The sequence below is a fragment of the Helicobacter sp. 11S03491-1 genome, assembly GCF_002272835.1.
In the GTDB taxonomy this organism is placed as follows: Bacteria; Campylobacterota; Campylobacteria; order Campylobacterales; family Helicobacteraceae; genus Helicobacter_J.
The window spans coordinates 1-582 of the sequence record NZ_MLAO01000031.1; the positions used below are offsets into that span (position 1 = coordinate 1).

The following is a 582-nucleotide window of genomic DNA, read 5'->3' on the forward strand; positions in this document are numbered from 1 at the left end:
ACGCAAGTATGGAGCGGTTATTCTCAAGTCCAATCTCCTGTGATCAATATCAGTGCTAAAAGCGGGGCAGATATTCAAAGTGCGATTACAATACAAGAACCGGTATTTCCCTATAATCAATACCAACAATATTTTAATATGACTTTGGATAATGCTAAATTCACAGGGACACTCAATACACCCACCGGAGTTACCATGAACCTCACTCTCTCCAATGGGGCAAGTATGCAGGGATTTAAATTTACCGGAGATAATGGTTATCAAAACACACTCAAATTAAATGTAAATGCAAGCAGCAACGCACTTCTCAAAGGAAATTGGAATGGAGGGAATAAGGTTATATTCAATCTTGATAGCGGGGCAGACTTCCAAGGCAATGCTACCAATACCGCAGGAGATACCACCTTTACTCTCACAAACGGCGCTAAGATCTCAGGGAGTGTTAATTTTTCCCGAGGGACTAACACTATTAATGCTTCGGGCGGATCAATCATTTCAGGGAACATCACCAACTCCGGAGGGACTAACACTATCTCTTTGGATAACTCCAATATGAGTGGGGCATTGAACATTTCCAACAAT

1 protein-coding gene is annotated in these 582 nt (G+C 41.6%); it reads left to right on the forward strand.

What is annotated here, in order from left to right; translation table 11 throughout:
* The coding region (locus BKH45_RS08955) for a hypothetical protein (protein WP_219349996.1) at positions 1–582 on the forward strand (582 nt) is incomplete at both ends.